A 14,298-nucleotide genomic window follows, 5' to 3' on the forward strand; every position below is an offset into this window, starting at 1 on the left:
GCAGCGCCACCGGGCATAAGATCAGTTCAGCTTCGCTTTCGAGAAATCGCTTCCCATCAGGCTCACGCTGTATCCCGTAATATTACTACGGGTAGCATAGAACGTCTTCCCGTTTGCCAGCGCAATCCACGGCGCCTGCTGGTAGAAGATCTCCTGCGCCTGGCTGTAGAGCTTCGCGCGTTCGCCCGGGTTGCTGGCAAGCTTGGCTTTCTGTACCAGGTCATCATAACCCTTGTCGCACCAGCGCGCGGCATTTGAGCCAGTCTTGATGCTGTTACAACCCAGCAGCACGTCAGCAAAGTTATCCGGATCACCGTTATCAGACATCCAGCCAAACAACGCAGAATCGTGTTCGCCTTTACGCATTCCGGAGAGGTACTCGCCCCACTCGTAAGAGACGATTTTCGCCGTCACGCCCACTTTCGCCCAGTCGGCCTGGATCATCTCCGCAATACGGCGAGAGTTCGGGTTATACGGACGCTGTACCGGCATCGACCACAGCGTCACCTCGGCGCCCTTCTCCAGCCCGGCCTGTTTCAGCAACGCTTTCGCTTTCTCAGGGTCGTAGCTGTAATCTTTCAGATCCTTGTTATAGCCCATCATATTTGGCGGAATAGGTGATTTTGCCACCGTACCGGAACCCATAAAGACGGCATTAACGATCGCTTTTTTGTCAGTCGCATAGTTAAGTGCCTGACGCACAAGCACGTTATCAAACGGCTTTTTCTCGGTGTTAAACGCCAGATAACCCACGTTCAGCGCATCGACGGAATGCAGGGTCAGATCTTTATTGTTTTTGATAACATCAAACTGCACCGGCGATGGCGCAGGGATAATCTGGCACTCGTTGGTTTGCAGCTTCGCCAGTCGCGTTTCCACATTCGGCGTGATGGAGAAAATCAGGTGTTTTGTCGGAACTGCGCCATCCCAGTAGTTCGGGTTAGCAATGTAGCGGATCAGCGAGTCCACTTTGTACTGCTGGAGCACATATGGCCCGGTACCAATCGGCCAGGTATCCACGTTCTCTGGCGTTCCTTTTTTCAGCATCACATCCGCGTATTCCGCAGACAGAATAGAGGCGAAATCCATCCCCCAGTCTGCCAGGAATGCTGCATTAGGCTCACTCAGGGTGAACTGAACGTGGTAATCATCAATCTTTTTGACGTCCTGAATCAGCTTATCCAGACCCACGTCATTAAAGTATTCGTAATTGCCCTTCGACACATCGTGATACGGGTGTTTAGGGTCTTTCTGGCGCATAACGGAGAAAATAACGTCATCGGCATTAAAATCGCGGGTCGGTTTGAAGTATTTATTACTGTTGAACTTGACCCCTTTACGCAGCGTAAAGGTATAGGTCTTGCCGTCCGGGGAAATGGTCCATGACTCCGCCAGTGACGGAACCGGGGTATTTTTTACCGGGTCAAAATTGATCAGGCGGTTATACAGCACCTGAGAGCTGGCCACGAAGGAGGGGCCGGAGCTGGCAATCTGTGGGTTGAACGACTCAGGCGACGCCTCAGAACAGTAAATAATGGTATCGTTATTCGCCGCCCAGGCGGCACTTGCCGGTAAAAGTGTGCTCAAGACAAGCGCGAGCAGCGTTTTCCCTGTAGACATGGTTATAACCCTTTCGATTTTATTATATAGAACAGTAATAACAGCACAGCCCGGAATGCCTGGCAAATAACGAAAAACTATCAGGTTATTCTAAAGCAGTGCATTTCGCTGGTTTTACAGCCACTGGCTCTGAAATTGATTTGCCTTAAGTGCCATTATTCGTCAAGCACAACCGTCACGATCAATGCCGCAAGAAATCCCCCCTTTTAGCCTCTCTTCCCCCGTTTGCTTGATGAGCAGTTTCGTTAAAGTAACGGTGTGAAGAAGTATATGGGACCAAATCGTGGCAAAAACTCTTTTACGCAGCGGTAATCTGGATGACTTTCAGGCCGTTGGCGGCGGCGGACAGGCCGTTTTTGAATCAGCGTTGCAAATCCGTGAAGCACTTCGCCTGCGCAAACAGCAGGCCATTGTCGATTGTCTGGCTATCCCTCAGGTCAATGATGGCGGCGACCGCGTCGACTGGTACTCACCGGTTGACGGAATGGTCACCAGCTGGAAAGCTGCCGACGAAGATACCCGCTTCCGCGCCTTGCGCTACCTGGAAAACACCCTCGCGAGCGTTGAATCGCTGAGTAAAAAGTGCCTCCAGTCGCCTAAAACTGCGCAACAGCTTTTTGGCTCCCTGCTTTCTAAAGCCTTTCAGTTTCCTGGTGAAAACTTCCTGTTTTTGATTGATGGCAAACCGGTTATCACGTTCTGGGGCTTTGTGAATCTTAACGAGAACGCCCGCGATGACGTTCTTGAGTGCCTGCGCGAGTCGCTTATTCCTGAGCCTGCACCCGTGGTGATTGAGGATCCAGAACCCGAGCCTGAACCCGCGCCGGTCATCACGTTCGAACAGGCCGATGAGCCGCTGGTGACACCGGCGACGGTTGTACGTATTACGCCAGAAGATCTGTATGAGCCGGAGCCAGCACGGGTGGTTATTCCTGACGTCGAGGAAGCCCAGCCAGCGCCGGAAATCGTACGCAAAAAGCGCCGTGTCCCGCTGTGGTCACTCCCGGTTGCGGCAGTGCTGGTTGCCGCAGTTGCCGCTCCGCTGCTATGGCCAAAACAGGCGCCATCTGCACCGGCTGAACCTGCGCCTGCGCCGGTGCCTGTGGCTATCGCCCCGCAGCCGGTGAAAGCTGTTGAGCCGCTGGCAATGAATCTGCCTCTGCATCAGGCTGAAGTGTTGGTGGCAAAGGTCAAAGAGCCAGAGCCTGCTCCGGTGCAGGCCACGGTGGTGATTGCCGCTATCCCGAAAGATGCCATGGTGATGGACGCCAACCAGGTGAAAGCCGGTTCAACCCGTTTCCTCAACGGGAGCTGGCGCGCCATTCTGGATGTAAAAGATCCGGTTACGGGTAAACCACCGTCGTTGCGCTTCCAGATCCAGAACAACAAGGGCTTTGCCCGTGTGGTACACGGCGACAATATTGTGTGTCGGACTGACGTATTTTCCGGGTTACACAGTAATGGCGAGCTGATGATCAAAAGCCGTGGCAACGCGCGCTGCACCGATGGCTCGCGCTATCCGATGCCTGAGATCGCCTGTAAAGCCGGGACCAGCGATGTGGCGGAATGCAGTGCACGTTACGATGCCAAAACCGTCGTTCCATTGACGTTCAAGAAAGCAGGTGCATGACCCTATGCTGGTAAATCTTTGCGACTATAAACAAAGCGTTACGCTTATTGCCAATAGCGGCGTGCAATTCCTTGATTTCGGCTTGACCCCGCAGGACACCGCCAGCAACGGTCGGTTTGTCCGCAAGACGGCCAATGGTCCCCTGCTGCGTCTGGACTTCGATTTGGTTAATGGCCGCTACACGCTGCCAGGCACAGGGGGCGCTCAGCCTGAAGTGGTCAAGCCGGAAAGTACTATCCCACTGCATCAGTCCCTGACGGTTCTGGATGGCGTGTGGCTTCCGGTGCCTTTCCTGCGCTTTAACCCGCCGCGTACCTTTGTTGATGGCCCGGATAACTGGGCGCGCGTGCAGGTACGTAAGCTTGATGAGCCAGACAGCGCCGGTAATACCCACCGGGTGACTTTCGCACTCGACAGTCAGATTGCGGAACACGCAACATCCGCCCTTTCACCCGTCGGTAACGATATCCTGAACGGCACACGCTTTGCGCTGGCCTGGCGCGATGGCGAAGTAGACAGTTTCCTCGACCAGACCTGGATTGACGGCTGGCTGCGTGAAGCGTTTAGTCAGTTCGCGACCGGCGTGGAAAACCGTTCTGAACGCGACCTGCAACAGGCGATGCGCGGCTTTGAATACCAGGCCCACTGGCTGAACCTGCTGACCATGCTCGGTGAGCAGATCACCGTGCCAGAAGTGAAGTTTGTTACCCACACTCTCAGCACGCCAGCCATTCCGGTCGACCTGATCCTGGACGTCGGTAACACCCATACCTGCGGCGTTATCATTGAAGATCACGGCGATGCCAACGACGGACTGCGCCAGACCGCAGAGCTCCAGGTGCGTTCCCTGAGCGAACCGCAGTTCCTCAATGAACCGCTTTTCACCAGCCGCCTTGAGTTTTCTGAAGCGCGTTTCGGCAAGCAGCATTTCTCGGTTGAAAGCGGCCGTGAAGATGCTTTTGTCTGGCCCTCTATCGTGCGCGTGGGTGATGAAGCCCGCAAACTGGCGATGCAGCGCCTGGGAACCGAGGGCAACAGCGGGATCTCCAGCCCGCGTCGCTACCTGTGGGATGAAACCCCGGTGGTACAGGACTGGCGCTTTAGCCAGATGAACAGCAAAACCCAGCGTGAACCGTTAGCCACCGCTTTCCCGCTGATGAATCTGATGAACGACGACGGCGAGCCGCTCTTTACCCTGCCACAGGATGAGCGTCTGCCGGTGTTTTCGCCGCAGTACAGCCGCAGCACCCTGATGACGCACATGCTGTGCGAACTGCTGGCCCAGGCCCTGGGGCAGATCAACAGCGTGGCAACGCGTCTGCGCCTGGGATTCCCGGCATCTCCTCGCCAGCTTCGCACCCTGATCCTGACACTGCCTTCCGCGATGCCAAAACAGGAGCGCGAGATTTTCCGCCGCCGCATGTTTGAAGCCATCGCAATTGTGTGGAAGGCAATGGGCTGGCACCCGCAGGACGAAGATTTTGCCAGCCGTAAGCAGCAAGAAAAGAGCGTTGTTCCGGTCCCTGAGATCCAGATGGAGTGGGACGAAGCCAGCTGCGGCCAGCTGGTGTGGCTCTACAACGAAGCTATCTCCCATTTCGGCGGGCAAACTGAAGCGTTCTTCGCCTCTCTTGCTCGCCCGGACAGAGCGCCAGAACCCGGCGTGGATCCCGGCCGCTCCTTACGCGTTGCGTCCATTGATATTGGCGGCGGCACCACGGATATGGCGATCACGCATTATGCGCTGGACGATGGCTCGGGTAACAACGTCAAAATCACGCCACAACTGCTGTTCCGTGAAGGCTTTAAAGTGGCGGGTGATGACACCCTGCTGGATGTTATCCAGCGCTATGTCTTACCTGCCCTGCAAACTCAGCTTCAGAAATCCGGCATCGCTGATGCCTCTATGCTGATGGCGTCGCTGTTTGGTGACTCCGGGCGTATCGACACGCAGGCGGTGTTACGCCAGCAAACCGCGCTCCAGCTGTTTATGCCGATCGGCCACGCCATTCTTGCCGCCTGGGAAAGCAGCGATATCGACGATCCGCTTGCAGGGCTGCACGCAACATTTGGCGATTTGCTGAACCAGAAACCCACCCGGAACGTGATGGGTTATCTGCAACAGGCCATTGACCACGCCCTGCCTGCGGGCTCGGCGGAATTTGATCTGTTCGCTGTGCCGCTGCACGTTAATTTCCGCGAAATGCAGGATGCGATGCTGGCAGGCCAGTTTACGCTGGCGGCCCCGCTCCATGCCGTTTGCGAAGCTATTTCGCATTACAGCTGCGATATTTTGCTGATCACGGGCCGTCCGGGCTGCCTGCCAGGTGTTCAGGCGTTGATTCGCCACCTGCAACCTGTGCCGGTTAACCGCATTGTCTGGCTGGACAAGTACCAGGTACATGAGTGGTATCCGTTCAGCCAGCAGGGTCGTATTGGTAACCCGAAATCCACCGCCGCAGTGGGCGCGATGCTGTGTAGCCTGGCGCTTGACCTGCGCTTGCCACGCTTTAATTTCAAAGCGGCCGACATTGGTGCTTACTCCACCGTGCGGTATCTGGGTGTGCTGGATAACACGGTGAACACGCTGCGCGAGGAAAACGTCTGGTATCAGGATATCGACCTCGACAAACCGGGGGCGAAACTGGACGCTCGCCTGCACTTCCCGCTGCGCGGGAACGTGACACTGGGCTTCCGTCAACTGGCGAACGCGCGCTGGCCAGCAACACCTCTGTATACCCTGAGCATCAACTCTGCCGAGCTGGCAAAAGCCATTGCAGGAGATGGCGTGCTGAATGTACGTCTGAAACTTCGCGGAGGGAGTAAGCACGAAGGGCCAGAATCCTTTGAGCTGAGCGACGCCTGGCTCCAGGATGGCACCCCGGTTCCTGCTGATGCCTTAACGTTTAAACTGAATACCCTGGCCGATCGCCGTCATAGCGGAAGCCACTACTGGATCGACAGCGGGAGCGTATACCTGAAATGACTGCGATGACTGCCACCACTCAGGCCATAATCGAGTGGATTAACGACACGCGCCAGCACGCTCCTGTTCTGGATAACGATGCAGACGCACTGCTGGCGCGGGTAAACGCCGCCCAGGCACGCGAGCAGGCTATCGATCGTGCGCTGGCAAGCCGCAGCAGCATCGGGCTTTACGGGCATTCCCAGGCGGCAAAAGCGCATCTGCTGGCCTCCCTGTGTGGTAGCGGTAACGCCCGCCTGAATGTCGTTCCGGGACAACGTACCTTTGATTATTTCACGCATATCAACCCAGGCCACGCGCTGACCAATATGGCCGTGCGCTTCACCAGAGAGAGCCGCGACATCGCCGATGAGGCGTTTCCGCTACGTCTGAGTCTGGTGACAGAGGCAGAGCTGGTGCAACTGTTTATTGCCCGCACCACGCTGCACCCGCAGATCCGCCCCGTCGATAAATCCGTTATTGAGACACGCCTGGAAAAATGGCGCGCACTTCGCCAGCCTCAGGGCGTGCCGGGCATTACCGCTCAGGAAGTGGGCGCCATTGCACGCTTCTGGCAAAGTACGGTGCCAGGCGCTAAACAACAAATGGATGATGCGCTGTGGCATCAGTTTGCCCTTCTGGTGCCGTCTCTTGATTTAAGCACCCGCGCAAGCGTCTGGTCATTGCTGTGGGGCGAGCAACAAGAGCTGACTCAGCAGTGGCTGAAACTGGCTCATGTACTGCATCAAACCAGCCATGCCAGCGAGCTTGCCGCGCCGCTCAGCCTGCTGGTGGATAATTTCGGTCTGCCGAGCGAGGGTTTTCTGACTCACGGCGCGTTGACGTCACCTGAGTCGCAGGAAACGCTGCTTCACCCGCTTAACAACGGTGAGATACTCAACGCTATTAGTATTCCCGTGGATGTGCTCGCCTTCCTGACCCGCGAACTGGTGCTCCCGGTCGAAAACGCGGTTCTGGATAACGTGGATATCATTGATATCCCGGCGTTCTCAGACAGCAGTAGCCCACTGTTGACTCAGGCAAAATGTCTGTGGCTGTTGGAGCATTATCGTCAGCAGCTTCAGCCGGATGTGCTGGTTATCTGTAATGCCACAGCGCAACATGAGCAGACGGCAAAAACCGCAAAATTGCTTCTTAACTGGGTTAAGGAGACGCAGCCGTCCGTTGAATCCGCCCTGCCGGGGCTGGTCTGGGCGATTACCCCGCATGATGCCCGCTTTACCACCAAACAAAACCTCGACGAAGCGGTCCAGCAATTGCTTGGCAAACCAGGTCAGCGCTGGGGCACATTACAGGCGCTGGACAGCCACAGTCTACAGCGCGTAGTTGAGTGGTTGTCTCAGGCAACACTGCCAGCACAGCGTCAGACCCGTCTTCGCACCCTGAAAACGCTGTTGCAGCAGGAGTTATCCGCCTTGATGCAAAGCTATCTGGCGCCTGTGACGCTGGAGCCAGGAGCAAGACGCGCTCAGGCGGAAAACATGGTACGAATGCTCCAGGCCAGTGCCGCGCGCCACGGCGAGTTGCTGGAAGGCCTTCTGCCGCCGCTAAAAGCCTTCGAAACGCTGTTAGCCGTTCAGCAACCTCGTGAGGAGCAAGTCAACGGGTTGTTTACCGATGTGATTGACCTGTTCGCAGAAAATGCCCAGGAGAATAGCAGCCCGTACCAGACAAAAGACAAAGCCAGGCTGGCACACAAGGTGTGGATCAATCATCTGCGCCAGTGGAGCAGGAATGAAGCCGCTGCCGCCCGCTTAGGTCTGGAGCCTGCGGTGTTGCAGCAAATTGCGGATGTTCTGGTCACCAGCAGCTACCGTCTGGATCTGGCGCAACAACTTCAGCGTATTGTCGAGGCAGATAAAAGCAGCGCGGCGCAGTTACATGCCGTGTTGGGGAATTTCATCGGCTGGCTTGGTTACGAGCAGACACCTGTTACAGACCGTCCTGCCAGCCGCGTGCGCAAAGGCCAGCCCATCTTTGTCACGCCAGTGGTTAACAGCGCGACACCGCGCCTGACACATCTGGGTGAACAACCCGTTCACGCTGCAACCGTCTACGTTTACGACTGGCTGGTTGCTCTGTACAGCCGGGCCACCGAGAACATCGATTACCAGAGCCCGCACGATGTTCAGGCCAGCGCCCGCCGGGCCTTACAGGCCATATTATGCTAGCCCTCGTCAGCCCGCAGTCATGCGGGCTGCTATTTACCCGTCATGCAGTCAGATAACGCCAGGGCCAGCGCCGAAGGATTTTCCCACGACATCGAGTGCCCCGCCGCAGGGATGATTTTCACCGCAACACCTTTACCTTTGAGCGAATCCACATCCTTATCAGGCAATGAGTGTTCCCCAAAAATAAGCGTAACCGGGCAACGTAATGACAGGAACTGCGCTTCCCAGTCAGGGCTAGTGCCCTCAACCAGACTCGTGGCACCGCGCCACACAGCGTAAGGCGCATTACTTTGCAGGCTACCGGCCCATGCAGAGGTTTCGGCGGCAAGTAACTGATCATAACCGTGTTCAACAAATTGCGTTTCCGACTGTGCGGCAATGCTACGGCTGAACATACCGCCGCCAGCATGAAAATTAGGCTCAGATACCATTAAACCGTTGAGGCGCGTCTGCATCAAAACCGCGGTTTCGATGGCAATGCTGCCGCCCATACTGTGCCCGTAAAGCCAGAAAGTATTGATACCAATATTGTCCAGCAATTCAGTAACCACCCGGGCCTGATCGCCTGTCTGATAGCGATAGTGCTCGGGTTTATCGCTGTATCCACTGCCGGGGAGATCGATAAGAATGGCTCTGCGCGCACCAAAATTCGGGTCACAGACAACTCGCGGATATTCATAGGACGAGGCGCACCCCAGGCCGTGGATAAACACGACGGGATCACCAAAACCAGGGAGGTCTTGCCAGCGCACACTGCAACCCGCGCGCCGAGAGTAGAAACTGTTCATGAGCACTCCTTTTTCAATGCACTGTTTATTTATACAGGCACCAGTAGCGGAATGCTATGTTCATCTTTTAAAACTGGAAGCTTGCTTCAGAAAAGCGATATCAGAAGCGCGACAGGAAAGCTCATCGGCCAGGTAGAACCCACGAGAAAAGCGCTCAGGAGGCGGATGCGTTTACGGTCTTTAGACAGGAACCAGGTGATGAGCGCACTGATGGATGCCATGATTGCGTAAAAAACCAACATTTTTTGATACAACGTCATCCTGCTTACCCAAACTGTCAAAAATAACCGCACGCAATATGCGTCATATGTTGATACAGATCAAGTTTTTTCGTTACATAATAACCACTTAAAAATAACGGGTAATAACAATTAGGTATTTTGCGTTACATCTCATGAGGATGAGAGAACATCTTTTTTGATAACATGCACTATAAATGCACATTTTTATAAATTCTAAGTCGCAGAAAACGCTCTTCACTCATCACAATACGAAAGCGGGTGTTTACGGCCGTTTGTCTGTGATGCAGGGCACCGTGTGCTATTTCGGCTTCCCGGATGGTAACGCCACCGAACCCGATCTGGAGCTGATAATTGAAGCCGGTTCATTTGGTATTTCCCCACCCCTAAAATGGCATCGTATTGAGCTGTTGACCGACGATAGCTGGTTTAATAACGACTTTTTCGGTCACCCTCCAGGGCGCGGGCATCGGAAAAGTGGTTAAAGACCTGGTGAATACCGTACGTGCTTACGATACGGAAAATGAGCATGAGGTTTGTGGTTGGTAATTTGTTGGCCGGGTGAACAACCCGGCCAGATTTTCGTCGCGTTATTTAATACCCATTCCGTTAAATTTACCGTACAGCGCCGGTACCCATTTTTTCATGATGGCAAAAATGAACCATGACAAAATAAAAGCTGAAACCAAATTCACCGTTGATACTTTCACCCCCTTCGATTCAAGCCAGGGAACGATGAAGTAAAGCAGGAATGGATGGATGAGATAAATACCCAATGAAAAATCTCGCCCTGCTCTGGAAATCAGGTTTTCTTTGGTTGCGGTATTCGCGCAAATCGCCAGCAGAGCCACTGCTACAGGTACACTGAACAGAGGGAATTGCCTTTCACGTGCATACCCTTCAATGAACCACCGGCACAGGGGAACCTCAAGCATCATCAGCATTATCCCCACAATGAAAAGAGTCCATGCCATTGTGTTGCTTATCTTACTCAGTAAACCCTCTTTAGCGAGAAGGTATCCCATGTACACCAGCGGAATACCCAACAGGCTTCTGAACACATAGAACATGTAGTTTCGTTCAGCCGGGATGTTAAACGCCTGCCCTATATCACTGAGCCAGTACCCGGCTAAAAGTAACAGCGCAATCACCAGCCCCGTTGCTGTTTTTACATTCTTAATCATGTAATTGGTGAGCATTACACCTGACATAAGCGCGGTGATAAACCACAGATGGAAAAAGGTTCCTGACCGTAAGGTGTCAAACGAAAATACACGGATAATTAGCGTCGTAATATCACTATTAACACTGAGGTAGATAATCGGAACGTACAGAAGTGATGAATAAAATAAAATGCCGAATAATTTATTCAATTTTTTGCCAACATCGATGTTTCCCGCGCCCCCCATTAAATACCCGGATGCCAAAAAGAAAAACGGGACGGCCCAGCGCGACGCAGCACGGAATAAGTCAGCATTTGCCGGTGACATTTCAGGGTAAGACCCGGAATGCACGACGATAACAAAGAAGCTCGCAAAAAACTTAGCGAAGTCTAAGGTGTTGTTTCTCATTAAAAAGCGCCAGCCTGAAAGTTTCCAAAATCATACCATTCAAGCTGGCACCCATCTACAGCACGGCCACCACACACCACGCAAAATCCCGAATATCAGATTTTTAGTGTTTAATCATCACATGCCGCACAACCGTATAATCCTCCAGCCCATACACCGACATATCTTTCCCGTAGCCTGACAGCTTCATCCCCCCATGCGGCATTTCACTGACCAGCATAAAGTGGGTATTGACCCAGGTGCAGCCATACTGCAAACGCGCGCTAAGACGGTGGGCGCGCCCCACGTCTTTGGTCCACACGGATGACGCCAGGCCATACTGAGAGTCGTTCGCCCAGCCCAGCACCTGCGCTTCGTCGTCAAATTCGGTCACGCTGACAACCGGGCCAAAAACTTCACGCTGCACGATGGCATCGTCCTGTTTTGCCCCCGCCAGCAGGGTTGGCTGGAAGTAATATCCTGCCCCCTCTTTTTTACTGCCGCCAGTGACAACGCGGATATGGCTTTGGGATTTTGCCTCGTCCACCGCCTTACAGACGCGTGACAGATGCGCCGCTGAGCTCAGCGGGCCAAGCTCTGTAGACTCATCCTCCGGTGCGCCCATATTCAGAGTGGCAACTGCGGCACCGAGTTTTTCCACCAGCGCGGCGTAAATGCCCTTCTGAGCATAGATGCGGCAGGCAGCGGTACAGTCCTGCCCGGCGTTGTAAAAACCAAAGGTACGCACGCCCTCCACGACCGCATCCAGGTCGGCATCATCAAAAACGATAACCGGCGCTTTGCCGCCCAGTTCCATGTGAGTGCGCTTAATCGACGATGCCGTATGGCCGATGATATGTTCCCCGGTGGCAATCGAACCGGTCAGCGACACCATGCGTACCTTTTCATGCCCGGTCAGTGGATCACCCACGGTTTTGCCCCGCCCGAACAGTACGTTCAGAACGCCTGCCGGGAAGATATCTTTTGCCAGCTCTGCCAGTTTTAAGGCCGTCAGCGGGGTGATTTCAGAGGGTTTAATCACCACGCAGTTCCCTGCCGCCAGGGCAGGTGCCAGTTTCCACGCGGCCATCATCAGCGGGTAGTTCCACGGCGCAATGGACGCAACGACGCCGACCGGGTCACGACGGATCATTGAGGTGTGGCCATCAAGATACTCTCCGGCGGCCAGCCCGTTCAGGCAGCGCGCCGCGCCGGCAAAGAAGCGGAACACGTCAACCACCGCCGGGATTTCATCTCCCGCCACACAGTGCAACGGCTTCCCGCAGTTAAGGGATTCCAGCCTGGCGAAGGTTTCTCCATGTTCTTCAATAACGTCTGCAAGTTTCAGCAAACACTCTGAACGGGTTTTCGGCGTGGTTTGCCCCCATTCAGCAAAAGCACGATCGGCTGCCTGCACGGCAGCATCAACCTGCGCGGCAGAGGCTTCGGCGATTTCCAGCAGTACCTCTCCGGTGGCAGGATTAAACACGGGCTGTTTCTCGCCTTCGCCCGTAATCAGTTCACCATTAATGAGCAGTTGATTTTGCATAGCGTTGTCCTGTTGAAATCGGAGTTATTTCCCGCTGCCGGCAATCGTTTCGCCGTCGCGGGTAAGCCACCAGGCTCCCAGAATAGGAATGGTTGTCACCAGCATCACCAGCAGGGCCACCACGTTGGTAACCGGTACGTCACGTGGGCGACCAAGCTGGTTCAACAACCACAGCGGTAACGTGCGCTCGTGTCCCGCCGTAAATGTCGTGACGATGATTTCGTCAAACGACAGCGCAAACGCCAGCATTCCCCCCGCCAGCAGCGCCGACCCAAGATTGGGCAGCACCACATAACGGAAGGTTTGCCAGCCATCCGCACCTAAGTCCATCGACGCTTCCACCAGGCTCCACGAGGTGCGCCGGAAGCGGGCAATCACGTTGTTAAAGACCACCACCACACAGAAAGTGGCGTGCCCGACAACAATGGTGAAAAAGCCCGGTTCAAGATTGATGGTTTTAAATGCGGTCAGCAGCGCCAGGCCGGTTATGATCCCCGGCAGCGCTATTGGCAGCAGCAGTAACAGCGAGATGGCATTTTTGCCAAAAAACTCACTGCGCCATAACGCCGCAGCAGCAAGCGTGCCAAGTATCAACGCGATACCCGTCGATAACGCCGCGATTTGAAGTGACAATGTCACGGATTCAATAATATCCCCACGCGCGGCCGCGATGCTAAACCACTTCAGCGTTAGCCCCTGCGGGGGAAAGCTAAACGCAGCATCTTCAGTATTAAACGCATAGGTTGCGATGATAAGCAGCGGGAAGTGCAGGAAAATAACCCCACCCCAGGCTGCCACTTTCAGGAACAATGGTGCGCGTTCAGAGTGCATCGAACGCTCCCAGACGTTTCACGAACGCCAGATAGAGTGAAATAAGAACAATAGGAACCAGCGTGAACGCGGCCGCCATTGGCATATTGCCAATGGCCCCTTGCTGGGAATAGACCATATTGCCAATAAAGTAGCCCGGAGGCCCCACCAGCTGCGGAACGATAAAGTCACCCAGCGTCAGCGAGAAGGTGAAAATCGACCCAGCGGCAATGCCAGGGATCGCCAGCGGCAGCACCACATAGCGGAAGGTCTGGCGCGGTCGGGCACCGAGATCGGCAGACGCCTGCAATAAAGAAGCAGGTAACCGTTCCAGCGCCGCCTGCACTGGCAGGATCATAAACGGCAGCCAGATGTAGACAAACACCAGAAAACGCCCAAGCCCGGAGGTCGAGAGCGTATTGCCGCCAATCGCAGGCAGCGTGAGAATCGAGGTTAAAATTGGCTCCAGCCCCATATGGCTGAGAAACCACTGCGCCACCCCGTCTTTTGCCAGCAGCAGCGTCCACGCGTAGGCCTTAACGATATAGCTCGCCCACATCGGCAGCATCACGGCGATATAGAAAAACGCCTTCCACTTACCGCTGGTGTAACGGGCCATATACCAGGCCATCGGGAACGCCAGCACAGCACTGGCAAGGGTGACCGCGATCGCCATGACCAGCGTCCGCACAATGATGTCGTAGTTGGCGGGGTTGAAAAGTGCCTGGAGGTTCGCAAAAGTGAGATCCGGCGTAACCGACATGGTGAAGTCGTCAAAGGTATAAAACCCCTGCCACAGCAATGTCAGCAGCGATCCTAAATAGACGATACCAAACCACATCAACGGAGCAAGCAAGAGCAGGAACAGCCCGAGTGACGGTTTGCGCCAGAACAGCGCGGTAATGCGGCTTAACCTGCCGTGGTGTGACGGAGTGTGTGAAACGCTCATATCCAT

General features: G+C 54.8%; 10 protein-coding genes and 2 pseudogenes. 5 read left to right on the forward strand and 7 right to left on the reverse strand.

Features of this window, described 5'->3' with window-relative positions; genetic code table 11:
• Nucleotides 1-21: 21 nt before the first annotated feature.
• Nucleotides 22-1,620, reverse strand: a complete 1,599-nt coding sequence (locus ACS603_RS01520) for an ABC transporter substrate-binding protein (protein WP_182061251.1) — start codon at nucleotides 1,618-1,620, stop codon at nucleotides 22-24.
• Nucleotides 1,621-1,903: 283 nt separating this feature from the next.
• On the opposite strand from ACS603_RS01520, the gene ACS603_RS01525 reads away from it, so the two are divergent.
• Genes ACS603_RS01525 through ACS603_RS01535 form a run of 3 tightly spaced genes read left to right on the forward strand, consistent with a single transcriptional unit; the run spans nucleotide 1,904 to nucleotide 8,407 of the window.
• Nucleotides 1,904-3,250 carry an SrfA family protein gene (locus ACS603_RS01525; RefSeq protein ID WP_182061252.1) on the forward strand — a complete coding sequence of 449 codons (1,347 nt, stop codon included), beginning with the start codon at nucleotides 1,904-1,906 and terminating at the stop codon, nucleotides 3,248-3,250.
• 4 nt (nucleotides 3,251-3,254) lie between these two features.
• Nucleotides 3,255-6,236 (forward strand): virulence factor SrfB, encoded by a 2,982-nt coding sequence (locus ACS603_RS01530; protein ID WP_474943632.1) that lies wholly within the window; start codon nucleotides 3,255-3,257, stop codon nucleotides 6,234-6,236.
• Nucleotides 6,233-8,407: a virulence factor SrfC family protein gene (locus ACS603_RS01535; RefSeq protein WP_474943633.1), complete on the forward strand. Its 2,175-nt coding sequence runs from the start codon at nucleotides 6,233-6,235 to the stop codon at nucleotides 8,405-8,407. Before ACS603_RS01530 ends, ACS603_RS01535 begins: the two co-directional genes overlap by 4 nt.
• 29 nt (nucleotides 8,408-8,436) lie before the next feature.
• Here ACS603_RS01535 and ACS603_RS01540 read toward each other — a convergent pair whose 3' ends face one another.
• Nucleotides 8,437-9,195, reverse strand: coding sequence for an alpha/beta fold hydrolase (locus ACS603_RS01540; protein WP_315685893.1), 759 nt, complete (start codon nucleotides 9,193-9,195; stop codon nucleotides 8,437-8,439).
• A gap of 86 nt (nucleotides 9,196-9,281) precedes the next feature.
• Nucleotides 9,282-9,455, reverse strand: coding sequence for a GhoT/OrtT family toxin (locus ACS603_RS01545; RefSeq protein WP_182061256.1), 174 nt, complete (start codon nucleotides 9,453-9,455; stop codon nucleotides 9,282-9,284).
• A gap of 206 nt (nucleotides 9,456-9,661) precedes the next feature.
• On the opposite strand from ACS603_RS01545, the pseudogene ACS603_RS01550 reads away from it, so the two are divergent.
• Together ACS603_RS01550 and ACS603_RS01555 are read left to right on the forward strand one after the other, a co-directional pair.
• A pseudogene (locus tag ACS603_RS01550) lies at nucleotides 9,662-9,917 on the forward strand (TehB family protein); the annotation flags it as partial.
• Nucleotides 9,909-9,983, forward strand: a pseudogene (locus ACS603_RS01555) (DUF1869 domain-containing protein); the annotation flags it as partial. The pseudogenes ACS603_RS01550 and ACS603_RS01555, both read left to right, overlap by 9 nt.
• Nucleotides 9,984-10,024: 41 nt before the next feature.
• Here the strand turns inward: ACS603_RS01555 and ACS603_RS01560 are convergent.
• The 4 genes from ACS603_RS01560 to ACS603_RS01575 form a co-directional block, all read right to left on the reverse strand.
• Nucleotides 10,025-11,005 (reverse strand): acyltransferase, encoded by a 981-nt coding sequence (locus tag ACS603_RS01560; protein WP_474943634.1) that lies wholly within the window; start codon nucleotides 11,003-11,005, stop codon nucleotides 10,025-10,027.
• Between the two features lie 103 nt (nucleotides 11,006-11,108).
• Nucleotides 11,109-12,533, reverse strand: a complete 1,425-nt coding sequence (patD, locus tag ACS603_RS01565) for an aminobutyraldehyde dehydrogenase (RefSeq protein WP_474943635.1) — start codon at nucleotides 12,531-12,533, stop codon at nucleotides 11,109-11,111.
• A gap of 24 nt (nucleotides 12,534-12,557) precedes the next feature.
• Entirely contained in the window at nucleotides 12,558-13,364 is an 807-nt protein-coding gene (locus ACS603_RS01570; protein WP_182061259.1) for an ABC transporter permease, read from the reverse strand.
• Complete coding sequence (locus ACS603_RS01575; protein WP_182061260.1) at nucleotides 13,354-14,298, reverse strand: ABC transporter permease; 945 nt, start codon at nucleotides 14,296-14,298, stop codon at nucleotides 13,354-13,356. The genes ACS603_RS01570 and ACS603_RS01575 overlap by 11 nt, the downstream gene beginning before the upstream one ends.

The sequence above is a fragment of the Enterobacter sp. Li2LvB3 genome (assembly GCF_056156645.1).

Coding starts and splice junctions, on each gene's coding strand:
- ACS603_RS01520 (WP_182061251.1), bottom strand. CDS start 1,620: ATGTCTACAGGGAAAACGCTGCTCGCGCTTGTCTTGAGCACACTTTTA.
- ACS603_RS01530 (WP_474943632.1), top strand. CDS start 3,255: ATGCTGGTAAATCTTTGCGACTATAAACAAAGCGTTACGCTTATTGCC.
- ACS603_RS01535 (WP_474943633.1), top strand. CDS start 6,233: ATGACTGCGATGACTGCCACCACTCAGGCCATAATCGAGTGGATTAAC.
- ACS603_RS01540 (WP_315685893.1), bottom strand. CDS start 9,195: ATGAACAGTTTCTACTCTCGGCGCGCGGGTTGCAGTGTGCGCTGGCAA.
- ACS603_RS01545 (WP_182061256.1), bottom strand. CDS start 9,455: ATGACGTTGTATCAAAAAATGTTGGTTTTTTACGCAATCATGGCATCC.
- ACS603_RS01560 (WP_474943634.1), bottom strand. CDS start 11,005: ATGAGAAACAACACCTTAGACTTCGCTAAGTTTTTTGCGAGCTTCTTT.
- patD (WP_474943635.1), bottom strand. CDS start 12,533: ATGCAAAATCAACTGCTCATTAATGGTGAACTGATTACGGGCGAAGGC.
- ACS603_RS01570 (WP_182061259.1), bottom strand. CDS start 13,364: ATGCACTCTGAACGCGCACCATTGTTCCTGAAAGTGGCAGCCTGGGGT.
- ACS603_RS01575 (WP_182061260.1), bottom strand. CDS start 14,298: ATGGATATGAGCGTTTCACACACTCCGTCACACCACGGCAGGTTAAGC.